This window comes from Glutamicibacter bergerei, assembly GCF_054495185.1.
Genome location: NZ_CM137131.1, coordinates 2,003,343 through 2,026,417 on the forward strand (window position 1 = coordinate 2,003,343; position 23,075 = coordinate 2,026,417).

General features: G+C 54.2%; 20 protein-coding genes and 3 tRNA genes. 7 read left to right on the top strand and 16 right to left on the bottom strand.

From position 1 onward, the window contains the following. Positions 1–6: 6 nt before the first annotated feature. From ACX5K5_RS09245 to ACX5K5_RS09260, 4 genes are all read right to left on the bottom strand, one after another. The gene (locus ACX5K5_RS09245) at positions 7–717 is read right to left on the bottom strand and encodes a phosphoadenylyl-sulfate reductase (RefSeq protein WP_096254632.1); all 711 of its coding nucleotides are present in this window, start codon (positions 715–717) and stop codon (positions 7–9) included. Further along, positions 714–2,414 (bottom strand): nitrite/sulfite reductase, encoded by a 1,701-nt coding sequence (locus ACX5K5_RS09250; RefSeq protein WP_096254677.1) that lies wholly within the window; start codon positions 2,412–2,414, stop codon positions 714–716. Before ACX5K5_RS09250 ends, ACX5K5_RS09245 begins: the two co-directional genes overlap by 4 nt. A gap of 100 nt (positions 2,415–2,514) precedes the next feature. Continuing rightward, positions 2,515–3,207 carry a sirohydrochlorin chelatase gene (locus ACX5K5_RS09255; protein ID WP_443446969.1) on the bottom strand — a complete coding sequence of 231 codons (693 nt, stop codon included), beginning with the start codon at positions 3,205–3,207 and terminating at the stop codon, positions 2,515–2,517. Positions 3,208–3,217: 10 nt separating this feature from the next. After that, on the bottom strand, positions 3,218–3,982 hold the full coding sequence (locus tag ACX5K5_RS09260) for an SDR family oxidoreductase (RefSeq protein ID WP_459174325.1): 765 nt from the start codon (positions 3,980–3,982) through the stop codon (positions 3,218–3,220). 201 nt (positions 3,983–4,183) lie between these two features. On the opposite strand from ACX5K5_RS09260, the gene valS reads away from it, so the two are divergent. Together valS and ACX5K5_RS09270 are read left to right on the top strand one after the other, a co-directional pair. Beyond that, on the top strand, positions 4,184–6,802 hold the full coding sequence (valS, locus tag ACX5K5_RS09265) for a valine--tRNA ligase (protein ID WP_096254629.1): 2,619 nt from the start codon (positions 4,184–4,186) through the stop codon (positions 6,800–6,802). Between the two features lie 214 nt (positions 6,803–7,016). After that, positions 7,017–7,505 carry a DUF4870 domain-containing protein gene (locus ACX5K5_RS09270; protein WP_096254628.1) on the top strand — a complete coding sequence of 163 codons (489 nt, stop codon included), beginning with the start codon at positions 7,017–7,019 and terminating at the stop codon, positions 7,503–7,505. Positions 7,506–7,830: 325 nt separating this feature from the next. On the opposite strand, the gene ACX5K5_RS09275 is transcribed toward ACX5K5_RS09270, so the two are convergent. The 8 genes from ACX5K5_RS09275 to ACX5K5_RS09310 form a co-directional block, all read right to left on the bottom strand. Continuing rightward, positions 7,831–8,823 (bottom strand): trypsin-like serine peptidase, encoded by a 993-nt coding sequence (locus ACX5K5_RS09275; RefSeq protein ID WP_188687443.1) that lies wholly within the window; start codon positions 8,821–8,823, stop codon positions 7,831–7,833. Positions 8,824–9,415: 592 nt separating this feature from the next. Further along, positions 9,416–10,024, bottom strand: a complete 609-nt coding sequence (locus ACX5K5_RS09280) for a mycothiol-dependent nitroreductase Rv2466c family protein (protein WP_188687444.1) — start codon at positions 10,022–10,024, stop codon at positions 9,416–9,418. Between the two features lie 40 nt (positions 10,025–10,064). Then, positions 10,065–11,357 (bottom strand): ATP-dependent Clp protease ATP-binding subunit ClpX, encoded by a 1,293-nt coding sequence (gene clpX / locus ACX5K5_RS09285; RefSeq protein ID WP_096254624.1) that lies wholly within the window; start codon positions 11,355–11,357, stop codon positions 10,065–10,067. A gap of 167 nt (positions 11,358–11,524) precedes the next feature. Then, a complete protein-coding gene (locus ACX5K5_RS09290; protein ID WP_096254623.1) occupies positions 11,525–12,184 on the bottom strand; it encodes an ATP-dependent Clp protease proteolytic subunit in 660 nt (219 codons plus the stop codon). 51 nt (positions 12,185–12,235) lie between these two features. Next, positions 12,236–12,835 (bottom strand): ATP-dependent Clp protease proteolytic subunit, encoded by a 600-nt coding sequence (locus ACX5K5_RS09295; RefSeq protein ID WP_096254622.1) that lies wholly within the window; start codon positions 12,833–12,835, stop codon positions 12,236–12,238. A gap of 246 nt (positions 12,836–13,081) precedes the next feature. Next, positions 13,082–14,410 carry a trigger factor gene (tig, locus tag ACX5K5_RS09300; protein WP_096254621.1) on the bottom strand — a complete coding sequence of 443 codons (1,329 nt, stop codon included), beginning with the start codon at positions 14,408–14,410 and terminating at the stop codon, positions 13,082–13,084. Positions 14,411–14,497: 87 nt separating this feature from the next. Further along, positions 14,498–14,572: transfer RNA gene (locus ACX5K5_RS09305), tRNA-Pro, on the bottom strand. A gap of 155 nt (positions 14,573–14,727) precedes the next feature. After that, positions 14,728–14,802, bottom strand: a tRNA-Pro gene (locus tag ACX5K5_RS09310). Positions 14,803–15,169: 367 nt separating this feature from the next. Between ACX5K5_RS09310 and ACX5K5_RS09315 the strand changes: the two genes are divergently transcribed. Then, complete coding sequence (locus ACX5K5_RS09315; protein WP_096254620.1) at positions 15,170–15,607, top strand: VOC family protein; 438 nt, start codon at positions 15,170–15,172, stop codon at positions 15,605–15,607. 64 nt (positions 15,608–15,671) lie between these two features. On the opposite strand, the gene ACX5K5_RS09320 is transcribed toward ACX5K5_RS09315, so the two are convergent. The 3 genes from ACX5K5_RS09320 to ACX5K5_RS09330 form a co-directional block, all read right to left on the bottom strand. Further along, a tRNA-Gly gene (locus ACX5K5_RS09320) sits at positions 15,672–15,745 on the bottom strand. A gap of 181 nt (positions 15,746–15,926) precedes the next feature. Next, positions 15,927–16,901, bottom strand: coding sequence for an Fpg/Nei family DNA glycosylase (locus tag ACX5K5_RS09325; RefSeq protein ID WP_096254619.1), 975 nt, complete (start codon positions 16,899–16,901; stop codon positions 15,927–15,929). 2 nt (positions 16,902–16,903) lie between these two features. Then, positions 16,904–17,377: a ribose-5-phosphate isomerase gene (locus ACX5K5_RS09330; RefSeq protein WP_096254618.1), complete on the bottom strand. Its 474-nt coding sequence runs from the start codon at positions 17,375–17,377 to the stop codon at positions 16,904–16,906. Positions 17,378–17,644: 267 nt separating this feature from the next. Between ACX5K5_RS09330 and pepN the strand changes: the two genes are divergently transcribed. From pepN to ACX5K5_RS09345, 3 genes are all read left to right on the top strand, one after another. Beyond that, positions 17,645–20,191 carry an aminopeptidase N gene (pepN, locus tag ACX5K5_RS09335; protein ID WP_096254617.1) on the top strand — a complete coding sequence of 849 codons (2,547 nt, stop codon included), beginning with the start codon at positions 17,645–17,647 and terminating at the stop codon, positions 20,189–20,191. Between the two features lie 125 nt (positions 20,192–20,316). Beyond that, positions 20,317–20,784, top strand: a complete 468-nt coding sequence (locus ACX5K5_RS09340) for an OsmC family protein (protein ID WP_096254616.1) — start codon at positions 20,317–20,319, stop codon at positions 20,782–20,784. Between the two features lie 15 nt (positions 20,785–20,799). Next, complete coding sequence (locus ACX5K5_RS09345) at positions 20,800–21,300, top strand: globin (RefSeq protein WP_459174326.1); 501 nt, start codon at positions 20,800–20,802, stop codon at positions 21,298–21,300. Positions 21,301–21,354: 54 nt separating this feature from the next. On the opposite strand, the gene ACX5K5_RS09350 is transcribed toward ACX5K5_RS09345, so the two are convergent. Continuing rightward, on the bottom strand, positions 21,355–22,014 hold the full coding sequence (locus ACX5K5_RS09350; protein WP_096254614.1) for a DUF8185 domain-containing protein: 660 nt from the start codon (positions 22,012–22,014) through the stop codon (positions 21,355–21,357). A 156-nt stretch (positions 22,015–22,170) separates the two neighbouring features. Between ACX5K5_RS09350 and ACX5K5_RS09355 the strand changes: the two genes are divergently transcribed. Beyond that, positions 22,171–23,067, top strand: a complete 897-nt coding sequence (locus ACX5K5_RS09355) for an acyl-CoA thioesterase (protein WP_188687497.1) — start codon at positions 22,171–22,173, stop codon at positions 23,065–23,067. Positions 23,068–23,075 lie beyond the last annotated feature (8 nt).

Here is a 23,075-nt window from a genome sequence, read left to right on the forward strand (position 1 = left end):
CCTTCACTAGATGTGTATGCCGCATTCAGTTTTTGCTAGGCCTGCCCAGCGGCCGGCGCGGGGATCTTCGCCCTCGGCTACCGGCCTGGTACATGGTTGACATCCAATGGAGGGGTATCCCTGGGTGAGCAGCATGTTCACCGGCACCGAGTGCTCGGTGGCGTAGCCAATCAGTTCGTCAAAGGACCAGGCGGCCAGCGGGTTGAATTTCACCAGCCCGTGTTTTTCGTCGAAGCCCACCAGCGGCGTGTTGGCTCTGGTCGGCGCCTCCTCGCGACGCACCCCGGTGAACCAGGCGCCATAGTCTTTCAAGGAATTTTTCAGCGGATCCATTTTTCGCATCTGGCAGCAGGCTGCCGCGTCACGCGCGAAGAGCTCCCTGCCGAATTTCGCATCTTGCTCATCCACCGTGAGTTCTGGCAGTACCTCGATGATGCGTACCTGCAGAGCCCGGGCGACCTCGTCGCGGGTGCTGATGGTTTCGGCGAAGTGATACCCGGTCTCAAGGAACAGCACGTCAACATCTGGAATCGCGGCCGAAACCAAATGCGGTAAGACCGCGTCAGCCATGGAACAGGCAACCGCGATCTCACGGACCGCGAAATGGTTGGCCGCAAAATTGATGACCTGTTCGGCGGTAGAGTCCCAACCAAGCTCTTCGGCTCCGATTGCGGCGATCTTCCGCAATTCTGCTTCGCTGCGTTGCACGGTGCTCATACCAGGTCCTCCTCGTCGGCGCGGTGTGCCCAGGCAGCGAAAGATTCGTTCTCTTCTGACTTCCTTGAATAGCTTTTGACAACTCGTTCCACGTACTCGGGAAGCTCATCTGCCGCGACCTTCAGTCCGCGAACGGTGCGGCCTAAGCCAGCCTCACCGTTTTCAAATCCGGCCAGTGTTCCACCTAGGTGTACTTGGAAGCCGGAAACCTGCTCGCCCTGCGCGTTGGTGATCAGTTGCCCCTTCAAACCGATGTCGGCGGTTTGGATGCGCGCGCAGGAGTTTGGGCAACCATTAACATGCAAGGACAGGGCCTTGGGAAGTTTTCCTTTGTGGTCCGCCAGCCTTGATTCGATTTGTTTCACCGCCTCGATGGTGGTGTCCTTGGTGTCCACGATGGCTAGCTTGCAAAACTCAATGCCGGTGCAAGCGATAGCGGAGCGCTTGATTAAGCCGGGAAACGGGTCCAAGCCCAGTTCTTGCACCGCGCTGGTAAAGGCATCAACGTGGTCTGCGGGGATGTCTAGGGCGATGATTTTCTGGTGTGGGGTGGTACGCAGCCTGGTAGAACCGGTCGCTTCAACCAGGTCCGCCAGCTTGTTCAGAATGGTTCCCGAGACGCGTCCAACCGGCGGAGTCAGCCCGATAAAGAACCGGCCGTCCTTCTGCTCGTGCACTCCGCAGTGATCTCCCGCGTCCTGTGGCTTGTGCGCCGGCGGCCCGTCGGGAAGTTCAAACCCCAGGTACTCGTCTTGGAGGATCTGACGGAATTTCTCGGTGCCCCAATCGGCGAGCAGGAACTTCAGGCGTGCCCGGTTGCGCAGCCGCCGATAGCCGTAGTCTCGGAAGATGGAAGTGACTGCCTCCCAAACGTCGGCAGCAATTTCTGCGCGGACGAATGTGCCGAGTCGTTCGCCCAAGCGTGGGTTGGCGGAGAGCCCACCACCGACCCAGAGGTCATAGCCGACGCCGAGTTCCGGATGTTCAACGCCGATTAGCGCGAAGTCATTGATCTCGTGGACGACATCTTGGTTTGGGTGGCCGGTAATGGCGGTCTTGTACTTGCGCGGCAAGTTGGAGAAATCCGGGTTGCCCACATAGCGCCGAGCGATCTCCTGGATCACGGGAGTTGGGTCGATGATCTCATTTTTGGCGATGCCTGCCACGGGCGAACCTAGGATGACTCGGGGTACGTCTCCACAGGCTTCGGTGGTGTTCAGCCCCACAGCTTCGAGTCGGCGCCAGATTTCGGGTACATCCACCACATCTACCCAGTGCAACTGAATGTTCTGGCGGTCGGTGAAGTCCGCGGTGTCGCGGGCGAACTCGGTAGAGATCCCGGCGATCACCCGAAGCTGATCGGTGCTTAGTGCTCCGCCGTCGATGCGCACCCGAAGCATGAAGTATTTGTCTTCAAGTTCGTGCGGCTCCAGCGTGGCGGTCTTACCACCGGGAATGCCTTGGGCTCGTTGGGTGTACAAGCCCCACCAGCGAAAGCGCCCGTGCAGGTCGTCTGGATCAATTGAGTCGAAACCCTTAAGCGCGTAAATCTGCTCGATCCGTTCGCGGACGTTCAGACCGTCGTCGGCGGCTTTGAGTTCCTCGTTGTGGTTGAGCGGTGCTTTGCCGTCAATCTTCCATTGACCTTGGGGTTTGGCTGCCCGCTTGGGGCGACCGGGTGCAGTAGTTTGCGTCATGTAAGCCAGCGTAGAAACCAGCCCCCGGGGGCTGGCAACCACGAGTAGTCACATGAACGCGCTTTACTTAATCACCGCGAACTTCGTCATCTGAGGACAATTATGAGCTCTGTTTCAGGGCCTCTTGCAGTCTTATGAGGAAACATTTAGCGATCATGACGTCAGGGAGCAATGGGCTTGTGGTGATCCGGGCACCCATGCTAACTAGCCGTGTTTGAAAGAGTCCATCGGCCAACAACGCGCTAAGTACCAGCGTCTTTGGCTTCAGTTCCTCGGAAAGCAGTTCATTAATCAGCGGTTTGGCCCCAGCACAGTAGGTCACCTGAACTTCCTGACCCAGATGCGTTGAGATCTGCGCTGCTAAGTCCCTGAGTTGCTCTTGGCCTTGCTCTAGCCGGGTCCCGGCCGCAGCAAGGAGAACCTTCTGATTCGGCTCCAGCTGAGCCATGGCGCGCTGACTTAGTAGGTAAGCAAGTTCTGGCAAAGCACCTAACGGGCTGGCCGCGACCGTGTTTTGCCGTGCTGCTACTGCCTGGGCGATGTCCTGAGTCGTATGTACTCCGTCGGCGACCAGCAGCGGCAGTACTACCGCGGCTTCCCCCTCGGGCAATGAGGCGAGCACTTGAGCAAGTTGCGGCTGTTGAACATCAACATACGCCTCGTGCCAGACCAACTCGGTGTGTATCTCACTACGTGCCAGTTCTTCGAGCTGTGTACGTAAGTCGTGGATCAGTTGTTGACCGCGAAGATTATCGGTGCCATGGGACGCAGCGAGGACGTGGGTTTTCTTCATCACCGGTTTATTAGCTCTGGCGGATCAGCTTGTGATTGGCGGCTTGAGCCTGTGGCCGAATCACGATTTCGTCCAGGTTCACATGTGACGGGGCGCTGACCGCGTAGCGGATCACCTCTGCCACGTCCTCGGCCGTGAGCGGTTCGGCGACCCCTGCATATACCTTCTCGGCCGCTTCTTTCGTTCCGAGTCGGCGCAACGCAAATTCTTCGGTGTGGACGAGTCCTGGAAGAACCTCAATGACACGGACCCCGTTGCCAACTTCTTCCAGGCGCAGCGCCTGAGTCATGGCTCGTTGCGCTGCTTTAGCGGCGTTATATCCGCTACCTCCCTCATAGCTGGAAAGTGCGGCGGTCGAGGTAACGTTCAAAATGGTGCCTGCGCTGGTACGCAAGGAAGGTAATAGCGCGCGAGTCAACCGCATGGTTCCCATGACGTTTGCCTGCCACATGAATTCCCAGTCTTCATCTTTTGCTTCGGCCCAGTGATCACTACCGCGTGCTCCGCCAGCACAGTTGATGAGCGTATCGACCCCGCCTTGTGCTTCAACGACGCTGACCAGCGCATCAACATCGGCTTGAACACTGACATCTGCAGTCAGTGCAACTGCGCCGGTTTCGGCGGCCAAGGACTCCAGCCGGTCTGCACGACGTGCCACTGCAAAAACGTTCCAGCCCTGTGCGCGCAAGGCACGGACGGTGGCCTGACCGATGCCGCTCGAAGCACCGGTGACGATGGCAGAGCGTGAATTGTTCTGATTTTGAGAATTAGTCATATGCCCACTTTAGAACTTTGGGGTGCCCGTATGCGAAGCGATGAATTTCTCTTACGTAAGCCGTTTATCCGGCCTCGAGATGACGCCCTACAGATTAAGTTTCGCCCATTTGTCTACGCTAGTCATGTATCCCTGGCTCAAGTGGCCCAGACCATGAACTTCAATGCTTCCTTGGCCTATGAAACATGAAAGAATAGAAACATGGCAGAAGACAACTTGGGCACAGACACGCCCGCAACGGTTTCCGTTCCTGACAAGCCCGCTTTGGAAGGCCTAGAGGAACGTCTTTCGTCCCGGTGGCGCACCGAGGGCACCTATCACTTCAACGAGGACACGACCCGCGAGGACGTTTACTCCATTGACACTCCCCCACCAACCGCTTCCGGTTCCCTGCACGTAGGACATATGTTCTCCTACACGCAGACCGACGTGCTGGCCCGCTTCCAGCGCATGAGCGGCAAGAACGTGTTCTACCCACTGGGTTGGGATGACAATGGTCTTCCAACCGAGCGTCGCGTACAGAACTACTACGGTGTTCGTTGCGACCCGACCAAACCATATATCGAGGGTTATCGCCCGCCCGAGTCGCCGGCCAAAAACCAGCGCGACTGGGATGTGGTCAGCCGTAAAAACTTTATTGAACTCTGTGAAGAACTAGCAGTAGAGGACGAGAAGGTCTTCGAACAGCTCTTCTCCACCCTTGGCCTGTCCGTTGACTGGCGCATGACCTACCGCACCATTGACGACAACGCCCGTGCGGTGTCTCAGCGAGCGTTCTTGGAAAACCTAAAGCAGGGCGATGCCTATATGGCCGAAGCTCCGACTCTGTGGGATGTCACCTTCCGTACCGCGGTGGCCCAAGCAGAACTCGAAGACCGCGAAATGCCAGGCGCCTACTACCGCTACGCATTCAACGCTGACGGTGGCGAACAGGTCTTCATCGAGACCACTCGCCCGGAACTACTCGCAGCCTGTGCCGGCCTGGTCGCTCACCCAGACGATGAGCGCTACAAGCACCTGTTCGGCAAAACCGTCACCTCGCCGATCTTCGGCGTGCCGGTTACCGTTTACCCACACCCACTGGCTCAGCCAGACAAGGGTTCGGGTATCGCCATGGTCTGCACCTTCGGCGACCTGACCGACGTAACTTGGTGGCGTGAACTGCAGCTACCAACTCGTGCCATCATTGGCCGTGACGGCCGTATTTTGGCAGACACCCCGGAGTGGATCACCACCGAGGCCGGTCAGGCAGCCTACGCAGAGATCTCGGCGAAAACCGTGTTCTCCGCGAAGGAAACCGTCGTCAAGATGCTCAGCGAAGCAGATCTACTAGATGGTGAACCTAAAAAAGTTTCACGTCCGGTGAACTTCTTCGAAAAGGGCGATAAGCCTTTGGAAATCGTCACCTCACGTCAGTGGTACATCCGAAATGGTGGCCGTGACGAAGAGCGTCGTACGCAAATGATTGCCCGCGGGCAGGAGATCGAATTCCACCCATCGTTCATGCGCTCGCGCTATGAGAACTGGGTTTCTGGCCTAAATGGTGACTGGCTGGTTTCCCGCCAACGCTTCTTCGGCGTACCTGTACCCGTTTGGTACAAGGTTGATGAGCATGGCGAGCCTAACTATGACGCTCCGATCTTGCCTGAGACTGCACAGCTTCCGGTTGATCCGGCAGCTGATGCGCCAATCGGTTATACCGAAGACCAGCGTGGTGTAGCTGGCGGCTTCATCGGTGATGCCGATGTGCTTGATACTTGGGCAACGAGCTCGCTGACCCCTCAGATTGTGGGCCGTTGGGGACGCGATGACGAGTTCTTCTCCAAGGTATACCCGTTTGATCTACGCCCACAGGGCCACGACATCATCCGCACCTGGTTGTTCTCAACTGCGGTGCGTGCCGATGCGCTGCACAACGATGTTCCTTGGAAGCATGCTGCCATTTCCGGCTGGATTCTAGATCCAGACCGGAAGAAAATGTCCAAGTCCAAGGGCAACGTAGTGGTACCAAACGAGGTGTTGGAGAAGTTTGGTTCCGACGCGGTTCGTTATTGGGCCGCTAGTGCCAAGTTGGGCGCCGATACCGCCTACGAAATCAACCAGATGAAGATTGGCCGCCGCCTGGCGATCAAGATTCTTAACGCTTCTAAGTTCGTCTTGAACTTGGGTGCCACCGAGGCAAATGTGCTGACCAATGACGCATCATTGGTCACCAACGGTCTGGATCGTTCATTGCTGTTACGTCTGTCGACCGTGATCGAGGATGCTCAGCGTGCCTTTGAAAACTACGACTATGCGCGTGCTCTGGATATCACTGAGTCGTTCTTCTGGTCGTTCACTGACGATTATGTTGAATTGATCAAGGATCGCGCCTATGGCGGTCATGGTGAAGCTGAACAGGCCAGCGTTCTCGCAACGCTCGCAACGACCCTTGACTCGGTACTGCGCTTGTTTGCACCGTTCTTGCCGTTTGCTACCGAAGAAGTTTGGGGCTGGTGGCGCACCGGTTCGGTTCACCTGTCGCAGTGGCCAAGCGTTGCTCATCTCAGCGCAGCCACCGAAGGTGCTGATGCCATGGTTCTTCCGACCGTTGGCCACGCACTGTCGGGTATCCGTAAGGCTAAGTCAGACGCTAAGGTCAAACAACGCACCGAGGTGCTTTCTGGTGAAATCCACGCACCAGCAGCTGCGATTGAGCAGTTGCGTGCAGGCTTCACCGACCTAAAGTCCGCCGGAAACGCACGTGAACTGACTTTGGTTGAAGCCGAGGGCGATCTCACCGTTGTGAACGTGGAATTGGCTCCTGCCGAAGAAGATTAATCTTCATTAGCTACGACACGAAGGCCGTCGAGATTTTCTTCTCGGCGGCCTTCGTTGTTTCTGAGATAGTTCACGATTCGTTCCTCGTAGTTTAACAGCTGTTGAACTACGACAAAATCAAGTGTAATAACGATTTGATCTCTATTAAACGGAACGTTGGTTTAACGGTGTACGGTCAGAGTAAGCAATCAGGCTCGACTCTTGAGAGGCTCAAATGACAACCACACCGGAAGACCCCAACGAGTTCAAACCAGATGATGAGGGCGGTTCAACAACTCCCCCAACAAACAATTCACCAACTGGGAATCCCAGCGCTGAGTCGACCGGTACATATTATGGACAGCAAGGTATTCCTCCAGCTCCTCAGCCAGGACAAATCGCAGACGACAGCCTCCAACGCATTCAACTTAATGGATGGCTTTCGGCATTCTTTGGAATCATTCCGGCACTCATTTTCTTTGTGATCGATAAGGAACGAAGCAATCCGCTGGTTCGCGACTTTCATCAGCAGACACTGAACTTCAGCATCATTCGCGCAATTATTGGCTTGCTAGCTTTCATACCTGTCATTGGATGGGTGATTGGTGTCCTCGGCGGCATCGTCTGCTTTGTTATTGCTATTATGGCCGCAGTCAAAGCACCAGATGAGTACCAGGCCGGACGCGCGTACAAGTATCCAATTAATTTCGCGTTTGTAAGCTAAAACTGTCGAAACTGTTCGTCGCCGAGCATCGGTTATTGCCTCTCGTTGGCCGGATACGGGAATTGGTGCGGCCCCGGGTCACTTCTCAGAGGCAGGTTTATCTGACTCTTCAGAACAAGCTATTATCCGTTGCATCGGCTTCGCTTTGCGTCGGTTTACTTCGTTAAAATGGGCAACCTGTTCACTAACCGGTTGGGCTATCTTGTGAACGATAGTTGAATCGTTCTCGCCTGTCACCGCGTCATCGTCTCGTGATTCCATCACTTCATCCTTAACCAAGCTGGGCGGAATGTCTTCTTCGACATTCCGCCCAACTCACTTCCTGCTAGTTTTGTGCAGAATTATATGCCTGCTCGATGACGGTGCCCCAGTAGGGCCCGAACATCGTGTTACGCACTCCGCTGTAGCCAAAACTGTTGACTGAGTTCTGATAGGCACTGGATCCGCCAAGGAACCACGGACCACCCGAAGATCCGCCGGTCATATCGCATGGGATGCCCTGAGAATCGCTCTGTCCATATGGATCATCAATTGCCGAACCAGAGCATGACTGCAACGTCTCGCCATTGAATGGGCTCGCTGCCGGGTAACCGAAAGCTGTGTATGTTAATCCACGAGCCTGGTTGAACGCAACGCCAGAAGCTCCGACCTGATCAGCCAAACTGACTCCACTATTATCGGAGACCACGGCAAAGGCAGTGTCAAAGGTAATATCTCCGCCGTTGCTCCACTGGGTGGGGGTCACCAATTCGGTTGCGGCAAAAGATCCGTACGGTGCGTTACCGTTTTCGTACGCAGGCACGAAGACCCAGCGGGTTGCGAAGGCACCAGGGCCTTCATTGGCGCAGTGACCAGCAGTGGAAACTGTTGATTCATTGGCCGAAACAACTGAGTTACCCGAGCACACATAATCGGAGCCACCGAGGGTGAAGAACACCTTACCAATGTGGGACACCGGAGTGACCGATGATGATTTCTTCGGTTTTTGACCCTTATTCTTCGGGTTCGTTGCTTTCTGGCCGGAAATCTTCTTTGACTCCCCCGCCTTCTGTGCACCCTTGGTAGCGGATTTCCCGTGCGTGAGAACGTCAGCGGACTTGGCGTTCTTCATACGCGAGGAGGTCCAGTAGTTCATCGCATTTTCAGCCTTTGCCTGGCTGATGGTTGTTGATTCGACTTTGTCGGTGGGGGCTGTGGGGGCAGCCATGGCCATTGAAGCACTTCCACCGATCAGTCCGCCGGCAAGCAAAAGTGCAGCTATTGCTCGACCTTTGCGCAGGCTTGCCTTGGGGGCATGGTTTTGGATTTTGTCTTGCACGATTTCTCCCTGTGTGGCGGATGGGGGCCGCCGTCGAAAGCATGTGCCGGAGCACCTGTGGGAGTTAGTCAAACACATCTTTCAAGTAATACATAGGACCGTTCGCGAAGAATTTTATACATTCAACACGCTAATTGGTAAAAACTATGAAGCTACGAATTTCTTGTAACAAAAAACTAGGAGCGATCCCAACAAAAAATCGGAGCACGGGCATCTCATTTGCGGGAGTCTCTCGATCCTGCGCAAGAAATCGCTTGGAAAATGAAACCTACTTATCAGTAGGTGTACGCACCATGCAAGACTTGAAGCAATTAAAATTTGTGAAACAACAGTGACGCACTTCATATTCTGGCAATTCGAAAGTCAGCCAAAATTTATTCACGAAAAGTTACCACTGAGCGAAACATTAACTCTCAAGTAGTCAGTGAGAGCGCTCCCCCGGTTATCTCTCGTTTATGATAGGTCAACTTCATTAACTAACGCATAACAGGTCTACGAAGATTGTTGCTGGCACTAATTAAACAAAAACCTCGTACAATCAGACCCGCCATAATATGACTGAGCAGATTGCACGAGGCTTGTAGAGCGCGGATTAATCGAAGACTGGACTTTCGGTCCGACTGCGCTTCATTTCAAAGAAGTAAGGGAAAGATGCCAGCTGCACCGCAGCATCAAACATCTTGCCCGCGTCTTCGCCAGTTGGGATTCGGGTAATGACCGGACCAAAGAACCCTACTCCGTCCACTGCGATGACTGGGGTGCCGACGTCTTGACCAACCTTGGAGATACCACCTTCGTGGCTTGCCCGTAGTGCTGCATCATTGGCATCGGTGCCGGCAGCTTGCGCTAGTTCAGCTGGAAGCCCGACCTTTGCTAACGCGCGGGATATGACATCAGCGCGGTCTTCAACTTTCTCATAATGAATTAGTTCGCCCATTGCGGTGTAGAGCTGGTCTATAACCTCATCGCCATGCTCTTGCGCGGCCTTGATGATCACTCGTACTGGACCCCAGGCGTTATCCATTGATGCGCGGTAATCTTCAGGAAGGTCACGACCTTCGTTGAGCACCGAAAGGCTCATCACACTCCACCGAACGTCGATGTCACGAACTTTTTCAACTTCCTTGATCCAACGACTAGTGGCCCAAGCGAAGGGGCAGATTGGGTCGAACCAGAAATCAACTTGTGTGCGTTGTGGCATGAACCTTCAACTTCCTACGAAAAATTAATGGAACTCTAAACTATGCGGATTTTTTGTTGCGCTTCGCTGCAAGTTCGTGGGAAAGGAGCAACGGCTCATCCTTATCCAAGACAGTTCCACGAGTCACGACTACCTCTGCTACATCTTCCAAGCTAGGCAGCTCAAACATGATGCCACCCAAAGTCTCTTCCAAAATTGCGCGAAGCCCACGTGCGCCGGTTTCACGTTCAATTGCCAGTTCAGCAATTGCGTCCAAGGCCTGTGGTTCGAAGCTCAGCTCAACGCCGTCCATACGGAACATTTTCTGGTACTGCTTGACCAGTGCATTCTTGGGTTCCGTGAGAACTCGAATCAATGCCCCACGGTCAAGATGCTCTACCGTAGCAATCACCGGTAAGCGTCCAACGAATTCTGGAATCAACCCGAACTTCAGCAAGTCTTCGGGACGAACATCGGAATAAGACGGAGCCTCAGACTTAATTGCGGTCAGTGGCGCCCCGAAACCGATACCCTTTCGACCAGCACGGGAGGAAATAATTTCCTCGAGTCCTGCAAAGGCACCAGCCACAATAAACAGAATGTTCGTCGTATCCAGCTGCAAGAAATCCTGATGTGGGTGTTTGCGTCCACCCTGAGGCGGAACTGCTGCGACGGTACCTTCAAGGATCTTCAATAAAGCTTGCTGAACGCCTTCACCGGAAACGTCCCGAGTAATTGAAGGGTTCTCGCTCTTTCGTGAGATCTTGTCAATTTCGTCAATGTAGATAATGCCAGTTTCGGCCTTCTTGACGTCAAAGTCTGCGGCTTGAATCAGCTTCAGCAAAATATTTTCAACGTCTTCACCGACATAACCGGCCTCAGTCAAACTGGTTGCATCGGCTACGGCGAACGGAACGTTCAGCTTCTTAGCCAACGACTGCGCCAAGTAGGTCTTACCGCAACCGGTGGGACCAATTAGCATGATGTTAGATTTCGAAACCTCAACATCATCTAGAGGGTTCTCGCTATTCAAGGCAGCAACAGGAGAATGCTCCTGAGTACCATGAATTCGCTTGTAGTGGTTGTACACGGCGACGGATAGAGCACGCTTAGCGTTCTCCTGACCGATCACGTACTCTTCCAAGGAATTGAAGATTTCTCGTGGTTTTGGCAACGAAAAATCTTCGGAGACCTGTTCTTCAGCAAACTCTTCGGCAATGATCTCATTGCACAGTTCGATGCATTCGGTACAGATGTAGACTCCGTGGCCTGCTATTAGCTTCTTTACCTGTTTCTGGCTCTTTCCGCAGAAAGAACACTTCAACAGATCCGAGCCTTCGCCCATACGTCCCATCGCACCGATCTCCTGTTTGCTTGAGTTGCCGTGGACTATCCCAATTCTAGGTCAGATAACCCCCAAATTAGCTGAATATGGCGGTCTACCTGCGTGGTGCAATCCTCTTGTGGAGAACACACCTACAAGGTAAACCGCCAGTACTCAGTAATTATTCCGAGTAAGTCCTAGTGACCAAGAACTGCGCGGGTGAGCTTACGTGGAGTAAGCACCTCGTCGACGATGCCATATTCCTTGGCATCGGCAGCAGTCATGAACAAATCGCGTTCAACGTCGTCGCGGACCTTCTCGACACTCTGGCCCGAGTGACTTGCAATGGTTTCTTCGAGCCACGAGCGCATGCGCATAACTTCTTCGGCCTGAATCTGCAGATCGGTCGCGGTACCGCGTTCGCCGCCACCCATCGATGGCTGGTGGATTAGCACGCGCGCGTTTGGCAGGGCCAGACGCTTGCCAGGGGTACCGGCGGCTAGCAGTACGGCCGCGGCGGAGGCCGCCTGGCCGAGGCAGACCGTCTGTACTTCTGGGCGAATGAACTGAATCGTGTCGTAGATCGCGGTCATCGCGGTGAAGGATCCACCTGGTGAGTTGATGTACAGGGTGACATCGCGTTCTGGGTCCATCGACTCAAGAACCAGCAGCTGGGCCATGACGTCATCTGCCGATGCATCATCGACCTGCGCGCCGAGGAAGATAATACGATCCTCGAACAGCTTGGCGTATGGATCCTGGCGCTTAAACCCGTACGGGGTGCGCTCTTCGAACTGTGGCAGGATGTAGCGAGCCGACGGCATCTGACCGCTAACGGCTTCCGGATTGAAGTTCATGGTTTTCTCCTTGGACAAATCTTTGGGGTTCAGGGCGATAGCTAAGGCCGACTACTTGCCGGCGTCGACGCCGCCGCCACCGGTGACCGTACCGGCATGCTTTGCGATCTGGTCGAAGAATCCGTATTCCAGCGCGTCCTCAGCGGTGAACCACTTATCACGCTGGTTGTCGATCAGGATCTGCTCGACGCTCTGCCCGGTCTGCTCCGCGGTCAGGTCGCTCATGACCTTCTTCATGTGCATGATCAGTTCTGCTTGGATCTTGATGTCCGAAGCAGTTCCGCCAATGCCACCCGAAGGCTGGTGCATGAGGATGCGAGCGTTAGGGGTCGCATAGCGCTTGCCTGGGGTACCCGAGGACAGCAGGAACTGGCCCATCGATGCGGCCAGACCGGTTGCCACGGTCACCACATCGTTCGGGATGAAGTTCATGGTGTCGTAGATAGCCATGCCTGCGGTGATCGATCCGCCTGGGGAGTTGATGTAAAGGTAGATGTCCTTTTCAGTATCCTCCGCAGAGAGCAAGAGCAGCTGTGAGCAAATCGCATTCGCGTTGTCATCGCGGACTTCGGAGCCCAGCCAGATGATGCGCTCTTTGAGCAAGCGGTTGTAGATGTAATCCTCACGGCCGGCCGGGTCAACGGAGGCCATGGTGGGAGTGCGCGAATCATTTGACATGTTCTCTACCTCTTCCAAACGTGTAGATCAGATTTTGAAATTCTTTTTCGAATCCCAAAGCTGCAACTGGTTACTTTGAGATTACTGACTTCAACTGCTAGATGCGCGGTTTCATGCCCTTGTTTCGCTCACGGCGCATGACTATACCGACAGCGAACACAAAAGTAGCCACCTACCAACTTGTTTCCAAGTGGGTAGGTGGCTACCGAGGTTGCGAGACTACTTAGCCTCTGCGGTTTCCTCTACAGCTTCTTCTTCGCCAGCTGGCTTCACGAATGAAGTCAGGTCCACAGCGGCACCGTTCGAATCGGTGACGGTTGCGAATTCAAGAACCTTGGCAAGTGCCTTGCGACGGCGAACTTCGCCCATCAACATTGGAACCTGGCCGGCGCCGTCAAGCATCTGCGCGAACTGGTTTGGCTCCATGCCGTACTGACCTGCGGTCTGCACGATGTAGTCGATCAGCTCGGACTGCTCAACGCCAACTTCCTCGGCGTCAGCAACGGCGTCAAGGATGATTTCGTTCTTGAAAGCACGCTCGGTGTTCTCGCGAACTTCTGCGCGGTGCTCTTCGGTGTCGTGGTCAGCTTCAGCATCTGGTGCGTTGAAGTGCTGTTCGATCTGCTCGTCGATTACGGAAGCAGGAACAGGAACCTCAACCAGTTCAACCAGCTTGTCGAGAACTAGCTCGCGAGCTTCTACGCCCTGCTCAGTGATCTTGCCTTCGGCAGCATCCTTGGACAGCGATTCGCGTAGTTCTGCGAGGGTGTCGAACTCGGAAGCTAGCTGAGCAAAGTCATCGTTTGCTTCTGGCAGCTCACGGGTCTTGACCGCAGAGACAACAACCTTGACGGTCGCGGTCTTGCCTGCGTGCTCGCCACCGGCAAGGGTGGTCTCGAAGGTGGCGTCTTCGCCTGCTGAAAGGCCAGTGACAGCCTCGTCCATGCCCTCAAGCATGTTGCCCGAACCAACCTGGTAGGACAGGCCCTGAGCTGCGTCTACCTCTTCGCCCTCGACCGCTGCGGTCAGGTCCAAGGTGACGAAGGAATCTGCAGCAGCTGGTGCTTCAACATCCTTCAGGGTGCCGAAGCGACCGCGCAGGTCATCAAGGGCCTTATCGATGTCTTCGTCAGCAACTTCCTTAGCCTCGACGGAAACTTCAATACCCTTGTAGTCAGGTAGTTCAACCTTCGGACGGATATCTACTTCGAAAGTGAAGACCAACTGGCCTTCGCCTTCCTTCTCGATGGAAGGAAGTTCGGTGATGTCAACCTCTGGGCGGGAAAGCGGGGTCAGTTCGTTCTCGACCATAGCCTTCTGGTAGAAGTCGTTCAGGCCCTCGTTCACAGCGGTTTCGATGACGTATCCGCGACCAACGCGCTGATCGATCATACGAGTCGGCACCTTGCCCTTACGGAAGCCTGGAACCTGAATCTGCTGAGCGATGGTCTTGTACGCCTCATCGACGCGGGGCTTCAGTTCCTCATAAGGAACCTCAACGGTCAGTTTCACCCGGGTCGGGTTGACGTTTTCGACGGCGCTCTTCACAGCGTTGTACTCCTGAGTGTCTAAGAATTAGGTTTTATCTGCAAAAAACCCCGCAACATGGTGGCGTTGCGGGGTTGTTCGACAGAGTCGGGGTGACAGGATTCGAACCTGCGACCTCACGCTCCCAAAGCGCGCGCTCTAGCCAAGCTGAGCTACACCCCGATTAGCAGTGAACAGTCTAACCCGAGTCATCCTGTATCCACTAATCGTTTGCGATTCTTGCCAGATACTTTTTATTGTTTCCGGTGATCACAAGAACTAAATTATCTTTAGATCTTTTTATCATGCAACAATTTCCGAAGAACTTATCTCATGAGTCGGGGTAACAGGATTCGAACCTGCGACCTCACGCTCCCAAAGCGCGCGCTCTAGCCAAGCTGAGCTATACCCCGTTGTACTCTGTGTGAAAATCGCTTTTCACCTGAGCCAACGTCTTGTGAATCTTTGCTGGGAAGTTGTTATCCCTGCGTGATCACAAGAAATAAATTTACACGGGTTCGAGCTAAAAGCAAAATCGGCTTCCTCGTGTTCAAAACTTCTAACTTCTGCGAATTTACGCGGGTTTTCTGGCGTTGACGTCTGTTTTTGAGGTAAAACACCGAAAAAGGTGAGTTGAGTAACAAGCTTTTTCCATGTTCTTCACAGAAATGGCCCGGAACGCTCACAGTCAACTCTCCGACCTACGTTTCGAACTGTGCTTTCCGGGTTTGTTGGTAGCCTTCCACTGCCCACACAGCGGTGAATAGTACCCTTTTAGCCATGCTGACTACATGGACACTGACTTTTGATTGCGCAGCTCCTGCACAACTTGCTAGCTTCTGGAAGGCTGCGCTGGGATATGTGGACGCTGAAGCCCCCGCCGGCTTCGTCTCCTGGGAGGACTGGCTGATTGCTTGCGAAGTGCCACCAGCGGAATGGGATGACGGTGCAGTCATCTGCGACCCGACCGGTGTCGGCCCGCAAATTTCAATGCTCAAGGTGCCCGAAGCCAAAATCGCGAAAAATCGTATTCATCTGGACGTGAAAATAGGACTGGGTCGCGACCAACCCGCCGAGCAACGCGGGGCTCGAGTTGAAGCGAAAGTCGAGCAGCTAATACAGCTCGGGGCTAAGGAACTATCCAAACACTTCATGCACGGACATCTAGATCACGTAGTGCTTGCAGATCCCGAGGGGAATGAATTCTGCGTCGTGTAGCTTGCTCGTTCGCAAACTTATTTTGGATATGCAAAAAGGCCCCGCATCAGCGAGGCCTTTTTCGTGGAGGGGATGACGGGAATCGAACCCGCATCATTAGTTTGGAAGACTAAGGCTTTACCACTAAGCTACATCCCCACGATTCGTGACTTCATTGCCGCGAACAGAATTTAGTCTAGACCATAAATCTAGGTCGATGCAAATCAGGTGATTCCCGTTCCGACTTGGACACATCTCATATAGCATCACTTTGTTCTGCTGCCGTTACAAAACACGCGGTTTCGCGAAGGTCGGGAAAGTGATCTTGGGCCCAAACGCCCTACACGCCGACTTGCAAAGCCTTTTTGCGCGGCAACTTCTGGCACCGAGGGCACCAGTACAGTTTCCTTCCAGCAACTTCCGCCAGAGAGACCGTCCCGGTGCAACGACGACATCCCATCCCTTGACGCTGGTACACGTAGTAAGCGTTATCAGGCCACACCACCCCCAGCGGATCCCTGTCCTCAACACGAGTAGTGATGATCTTTCCGTCACGGACGCCATCTTCCATAATGGCCACGATGTCCCACCACAATTTATTCGCACTACGTCCGGAAAGCTGATTGGCAGGAAGATCCGGGGAAATACGATTTCTAAAAAGCGCTTCGGCTCGGTAGATATTCCCGACCCCGCTAATAAAGTCTTGGTTCATCAACACCACGCCAATCGCGGTACTAGTGCGCGCAAGATTCGCCCGGAACTCCTTGCGTCCTAGCTCTAAGAGCTCAAGGTCTTCACCAGCGCGTACCTGTCCCTTAGCAGCCTGGAATCGCGCAGCGGCACCAACCAAGGGATCCGGACCTAACTTATCGAGCTTTGCTTGCACCTGCTCATAGTCCAAGACTTCGCACGCTGTCGGCCCTCGCAGGTCAGCCCATCCATGCTCGGAAACAATACGGGCACGTACGGCACCGACAGGTTCCGGTGGGCCGGAATATTCGCCAGGCTCCTGCATGTTGCCTTCGCGTTCACCTATGCGACGCGGCGCACCGATTGAGGATGCGCCAATGAACTTATCGTCGCCGCCAAACTCGAAGGCGCCGTAAAGCCCTAGGTGCACTCGCAGGTATAGGTCATTGGAAAAGCGGCAGAATAGCTGCTTCCCCTTAGCGAAGGCATGCTCCAGCTCATTGCCACTGATACGTTCGGCATCTGCGACAAAGCGGCCTTGCGGCGAAGTAATCTGAACCGTCTGCCCACCAAAAACATCATCAAATTGGCGAGCCAGACGGTGAAGGGAATGTCCTTCGGGCACAGTTAGTCGATGACCTCGCCGGTAGTTTCGTATGACGCTATTTTGCCGATTCTACGCACGTGACGTTCGTCGTCGCTAAATGGTTCCGCAAGGAATGCCTCGATCAGTTGCGCTGCCTCTTCTACCGAATGCTGACGCCCACCAACGGCAATAACATTTGCGTTGTTGTGTTCACGAGCTAGTTTGGCGGTGTCCAAGTTCCATGCCAAAGCCGCACGAATTCCTTCGACCTTGTTCGCTGCGATCTGTTCACCATTACCGGATCCTCCAAGAACAATCCCCAGAGCATCTACGCCGGCGCGCTGATCGTCGATCACTGCCTTGGCAGCATTGATACAGAATGCGGGGTAATCATCTTGCGGGTCATACGATTTAGGGCCATGGTTGACCATTTCGTATCCCTTGGCTGTTAAGTGCTTTACCAAGTAGTCGCTGAGTTCCAGACCTGCGTGATCGGTGGCGATGTGTACGCGCATGCTTTATTGCCTCATTCATTAGGAGGAAAGAACGGTTGATGCTCTTCTTAGCTTAGCGACCAACTACCTTCAGAATCGAACTCTATAACCTTTGGCAGTGTCCGTGACGTCTCGGCCGAGAGGATAAGGTTTGGGCAAGAAATAAAGATTTTGTGGCTTAGGGCTTGCATGCTCCCCCGGTGTCGGTGACACAATGGGAGAAGTTATTCAATAATCGTTTCAGAATCTGTGGCGATAATCTTTCAGCACCTTAAAACGGAGAGCACTATGCCAGGAATGAACCTCACGCGCGCTGAGGCAGCCGATCGCGCGAACTTGATCAACGTCGATGGTTACGAGGTGAGCCTGGACCTAACACGTGGCGAGCGTGTGTTCACTTCCCGCACCACTGTGCGTTTCACTGCCACCGAAGGCGCATCAACCTTCATAGATGCCGTTACCGACTCTGTCCGGTCCATCAACCTCAACGGTGTCGAACTTGATCCGGCCCAGCACTCCGACGGCATCCGCATCCAGCTGCCTGCACTGGCAGCCGAGAACGTCTTAATCATCGACGCCGATGCGCTTTACATGAATACCGGCGAAGGCCTGCACCGCTTCGTGGATCCGGTGGATCAAGAAGTCTACCTTTACTCGCAGTTCGAGGTCGCTGATTGCCGACGTATGTTTGCCGTCTTCGAGCAGCCAGACCTTAAAGCCACATTCCAATTCTCGGTGACCGCACCGAAATACTGGAATGTGGTTTCGAATGCGCCAACACCAGCACCTGTTGAGCAAGGCGAAGCGGCCACTTGGGACTTCGTACCTACCCAGCGCATCTCCTGCTACATCACTGCACTGATCGCTGGCCCCTATCAGGTAGTTCGCGATTCACTGGTTTCCTCCAGCGGTCGAACCGTCGAATTGGGAGTCTTCGCGCGCGCTTCCATGATGCAGTACTTAGACGTGGAGAATATCGTCACGGTCACCCGTCAAGGCTTCGAATTCTATGAAAAGAACTTTGGTACCCCCTACCCGTTTGAAAAGTATGATCAGCTTTTCGTTCCAGAATTTAACGCCGGAGCCATGGAAAATGCCGGGGCCGTTACCTTCCTAGAAGAGTACGTGTTCCGTTCCCGTCCAACCCATGCAATGGTCGAACGCCGCGCGATCACAATCCTGCACGAGTTGGCACATATGTGGTTCGGCGACCTAGTCACCATGAAGTGGTGGAACGACCTATGGCTCAATGAATCATTTGCCGAGTTCATGTCTACCTTGGCTGCGGCGCAGAACACCGAATTCACTAGCTCATGGACCACTTTTAATACCTTGGAAAAGAACTGGGCCTACCGCCAAGACCAACTTCCAAGTACCCACCCCATTGTTGCCGAGATCAATGATCTCGAAGATGTTGAGGTGAACTTCGACGGGATTACCTATGCCAAGGGCGCTTCAGTGCTCCGCCAGCTGGTTGCCTTTGTTGGTCAAGAAGAGTTCATGGCAGGAGTACGCGAATACTTCAAGAAACACGCATGGTCCAATACCGAACTACCAGACCTCCTCACCGAGCTGGAAGCAGCTAGCGGCCGGGATTTGAGCGACTGGGGCGCCTCCTGGTTGGAAACCGCGGGTGTCAACACACTCAAGGCTGAAATAGCGAGCGATGAGACCGGGATTATCACCGGATTCACGATCAACCAGAGTGCTATCGAAGAATTCCCTACATTGCGCAAGCACCGCCTAGCAGTGGGCTTCTACAGCCTCGATGAACAGAACAAGCTAGTGCGAGTACACCGCGAGGAGCTAGACGTCGAGGGTGCCAGCACCGATGTTCCAGTACTCATCGGTATGCAGCGTCCAGATTTGGTCCTGCTCAACGATGATGACCTGACCTACACCAAGATCCGTCTTGATAAGCAATCCTTGGCTACCGCCACCGAACATTTGAAAGACTTCGTCGAATCACTGCCACGCACCTTGGTATGGAGTGCGGCCTGGGATGCGGTACGCGATGCCGAGAGTCCAGCCAGTGACTATGTCCAGCTATTGCTAAATAACATCGGTCACGAAGTTGATTCCTCGGTCATCATGGTTCTCTTGCGTCAGCTCAATACCGCCCTGGACTACTATGTGACTCCCAAGCACAGCAGTGAACTTTCGGTACGGGCAGCCGATCGCCTCTGGGAATTGGCACAGCAAGCAGATGCAGGTTCCGATGCTCAGCTGCAGTTCGCTAAAGCATTTGCTCACCGTTCGCGGACCACTGAGCAGTTTGATCAGGTTTCAGGGCTGCTCGATGGTTCCGTGGTCTTAGATAATCTGATGCTAGACACCGACCTGCGCTGGTCATTGGCGATCGCATTGACCGCCGGGGCGCGAATGGATGCTGCCCAGCTAGATGAGATGCTCGCCAAGGATGACACCGCCAAGGGTAAAGCCAGCTGGCACACTGCCCGGGCCGCGCGTCCCTCTGCCGAAGCGAAAAATGAAGCATTTACGGCTGCCACGTCAGCAACGCTGTCCAACGTACAGCAAGGCGCAGTCATTTCGGGCTTCAATATTTCTCATGACCAGTCGCTTCTTAATGGTTTCACGGAGCCTTACTTTGGTCTGCTGGTCAAGGCATGGGAGAGCTACTCGCATGAGATGGCGAAGCAGATCGTTTTGGGCTTCTACCCAAGTTCGGCAGTTTCTCAGAAGACTGTTGATCTCACTGATGAGTTTTTGTCGGGTCTCGGCGAGAAGCATCCCGCGATGCGCCGCCTATTGATTGAATGTCGTGCCGATGTGCTGAGGGCCTTGGCTGCCCAGTCCACGGATGCTAAGGCCTAATATTTAGTTTGCACCCATGGTGTGCGTTGTTGTTCGATATCGGTACGGTACCTAATAGCTAGGGAACGTAGGTTTCGTGCTTCAACGCACACCATAAGCTTCTTAAAGGGTGGAAGAATAGCAGTATGGACCTCTCGCAGCACAACTATCAGATCGCCATCGAGTGGACCGGTAATCGTGGGACTGGTACCGACACCTACCGTGGTTATGGCCGGGACCACATCATCCGTGCGGATGGGTTGCCGGACATCGCCGGCACTGCAGATCCAACCTTTCACGGTGATAAAGATCGCTGGAACCCTGAGCAACTTATGCTCGCTGCCTTAAGCCAATGCCATATGCTCTCTTATCTCCACGTAGCGGTGACCCACGGCGTAGTGGTCACCGGCTATCAAGATCAGGCTTCGGGCACCTTAAGATTAAACCGAGACAATAGCGGAGAGTTCACCCAGGTGGTTCTCCGTCCGCAGGTTTCTTTAGCCGACGATTCTCAACGAGAACTCGCAGATTCATTGCATCAACAAGCCAATAGGGTCTGCTTCATCGCCAGGTCCGTGAATTTTCCGGTTCTCCACGAACCTGTCACCGCGTAATTTAGGAATCTATTAATGAGTGAAATAAACCCGCTGCCTCACACCGTGAAACGCGATCCGATGAGTAACCCAGTAGTCACCGGCCCATCTTCCGTTGAGTTCCTTAAGCTAGCTCAGGAACCAGTAGATGTTTCCGATTACGCGGGGACTTTCTATGAAGAAGTGGGTGGCCGCGAGGTCTTCGCCCGATTGAGTGAGAATTTTTATGCATCCGTTGCCGAAGATGAAGAATTTAAGGCCATGTACCCAGAAAAGGATCTGTTCCCCGCTCAGATCCGCCTGCAACTGTTTCTAGAACAATATTGGGGTGGCCCCACTTCTTATTCGGAGCATCGAGGACACCCTCGCCTACGCATGCGCCATATGCCGTATGTAGTTAACCCACATAACCGCGATGTCTGGTTGGCACATATGAACAAGGCAATCGACCAGTTGGAACTGCCGATGCTTCATGCCGAAACGCTACGGGAATACTTCGACCGCGCTGCGCATTCTCTGCTCAACGCGTCAAGCTAAACACCACCAACAGAAAGCTCCGCACTGGTCTAGCCGGTGCGGAGCTTTCTGTTATCAGAGCAGTGACGCCGAACGGCGCAAGAGAACATGGCCTAGGCCATTGCTGACACGGATCCAGTTTCCCTGAAGCAGGATTCTACTTTGTCCATCTGACGACAAGAAACCTAGTGCGTGCATAGCGAAGGCGGCTCCCAATGGGAGGCTGACTTTCGTGTTTTCCATCTCGGCAGACCAGATGCGCTGGCGTATTTGAGCAACAACGGGTTTGCCTGGATTTTCCGGCAAAGCCTTAGCGACCGCATCGATTCCCGACTGCGCTGCTGCGGCCAGCTCAGTATCTGCAACACTTCCGGCTTCTACCCAGCCGGACATCGGCACGGTAATGCCGGCCCATACCGGATTTTCTTCCACCGGAGGGAAAATAAACTCGGTGTTTGTTTGCCCCATTCGCGCCAGACGATCTTGAATAGCCGCAATGGAGTAGCAGGCATTGCTCTGGGCTTCTTTCGCCAGGCGATGCACCCGCATTCCTAGAATGGTGTAGTCGCCTTGTCCAAGTTGTGCAGGAACCAGCACCGGGACATAAACTGCCAGCGCAGTTCCACGGACGGTGAGCAATGCTCCATCGTCTTCGATAGCTTTGGCTCGACTGAGGAAGTTAGCTAAATCGCTGACTGAATTGGAGTCTTCAAAAACAAGTGAATCACTGGCCATAGCCTAATGTTCTCATGGCTTGGGCCTAACTTTCCGGCGCATTCATCGGTTTTCGTCACATATGACAGTTCCTGCCCGGTGCCGTCACGTGAATATTCGAACTTGTCACGATAGAGTTTTCAAAGTCATCGTCAGCACGTCAAGGAGTTCAATATCGTGACCGAGGAACTGGGCACTACACAAATCCTGCTGGATTTGCTGGATCTGGATGGAGCCGAGCAAGCTCGCACCGATGAAGATATTTTTATCGGCAAAACTCCTCGCCAATCCCGAACGAGGGTTTTTGGCGGTCAAGTATTGGCTCAGTCTGTCATTGCTGGTTCACGCACGGTCCCTGAGGGGCGTGCGATCCACTCCATGCATGGCTATTTCCTTCGCCCGGGTGACCCCACACAAAATATCACCTTTGGGGTTCAACGGTTGCGTGATGGTCGTTCATTCTCTGCTCGCAGAGTCCATGCCTACCAAAATGGCGTGCCGATTCTTTCGATGATCGCTTCCTTCCAAGAACCGGCCAAAGGGCTTGACCACTCGGATGCTGTACCTTTTGACGTCCCAGCTCCAGAAACTCTGCTCAAGACGGCTGACATCATCGGTCACTTCGACCACCCGGTGGCCCACGAATGGGCCTACGAACGACCGTTCGACATGCGCCATATCACCGAGCCGGTTTACCTTCCCGGCTACGAGAAAAACGAAGCGATGGCTGCCGTCTGGATGCGCACCACCGCTCCGATGCCAGATGATCCGGTACTCCACCGCGCCGCGTTGGCCTACGCCAGCGACTATATGCTGCTCGAACCAGTCATCCGCCGCCACGGCATCAGCTGGATTCATCGAGGTTTGAGTATCGCCAGTTTGGACCATGCAATGTGGTGGCACCGAGAATTCCGCGCCGATGAATGGTTGCTCTATGTACTGCGCTCCCCCAGCGCATCTTCTGCTCGCGGTCTGGGAACAGGTCAAATCTTCAATGCGGCGGGTGAGCTGGTAGCTACCGTAGCCCAAGAAGGAATGGTCCGACTTCCAGAGTTTGATGCGGATCTAGAGTAAGTCTAAGA